General features: G+C 51.3%; 1 protein-coding gene and 1 pseudogene. Both read left to right on the forward strand.

Going from position 1 to position 1,083, the window contains the following annotated elements:
• Positions 1–306, forward strand: a pseudogene (locus OCV77_RS16920) (MobQ family relaxase); the annotation flags it as partial.
• A 64-nt stretch (positions 307–370) separates the two neighbouring features.
• Positions 371–1,015 carry a CHC2 zinc finger domain-containing protein gene (locus tag OCV77_RS16925; protein WP_317246639.1) on the forward strand — a complete coding sequence of 215 codons (645 nt, stop codon included), beginning with the start codon at positions 371–373 and terminating at the stop codon, positions 1,013–1,015.
• The last annotated feature ends 68 nt before the right edge of the window (positions 1,016–1,083 follow it).

Here is a 1,083-nt window from a genome sequence, read left to right on the forward strand (position 1 = left end):
GCCTACCTTGCCAAGCACCCAGACGATAAGGACAGCACCCAAAAGGAGCTGCAAGAGGAGCAAGAAAAACTTCTCAGCGAAATCGCAGAGCTGAAAGAACCTTTGACCGAGGTACAGGCTGATTTGAAGAAACTGCGGGATATCCGCTACTGGGTACGGAAAGCCACACCCGGCACAGAGGAAAGCAAAGAGCCGCCCAAGAAGCAGCCCATCAAAGAAGTCTTGCAGGATAAGGCAGACGAGAAAAAAGCACAAAGAACAGCCCAGGCACAGACGAAACACAGACAACAGGATATGGAACTTTAACAGGCACTTGCCATTTTCAATCAGAGAATGTCAGGTGCTTTTCTTTTTTCAAGGAGGGATAGATTTGAATGTATTTGAAGTTGTGAAGCAGTCTGTTACAACAAGACAGGCTGCGGAGCATTATGGAATCCATGTAGGTCGGAACGGGATGGCTTGCTGCCCGTTCCATCACGATAAAACCCCAAGCATGAAGCTGGATCGGCGTTACCATTGCTTCGGCTGCGGTGCGGATGGGGATGTGATTGATTTTGCCGCCGCCCTGTATGGGCTGGGAAAGAAAGAAGCCGCCGTACAACTGGCACAGGACTTCGGGCTTTCCTATGAGGACTGGAAACCGCCGGGAAAGGCGAAAAAGCCCAAGCCCCGGCAGAAATCCCCGGAGGAACAGTTTCAGGAAGCAAAGAACTGCTGCTTCCGTATTCTTGCCGATTATCTCCACCTACTTCGAGTGTGGAGAAAGGAATATGCCCCGCACTCCCCGGAGGAAGCCTTTCATCCCCGGTTTATAGAAGCCTTACAGAAGCAAGATCAAGTGGAATATCTGCTGGATGTGCTGCTGTTCGGGGAAACAGAGGAAAAAGCGGCTTTGATTACGGACTACGGAAAGGATGTGATACAGCTTGAACAGCGAATGGCAGAGCTTGCAGCCACAGACGCAGCAAGAACTAAAAAGCACCATGAACGCCATGCAGCCACCCCAGAGCATTGAGGAAATCAAGGCGGGGCTGGAAACCACCGAGAAAGGCGGTGTCCGTCAGAGCATACGGAACTGCCTGA

The sequence above is a fragment of the Suilimivivens aceti genome, from assembly GCF_025567405.1.
In the GTDB taxonomy this organism is placed as follows: Bacteria; Bacillota; Clostridia; order Lachnospirales; family Lachnospiraceae; genus Suilimivivens; species Suilimivivens aceti.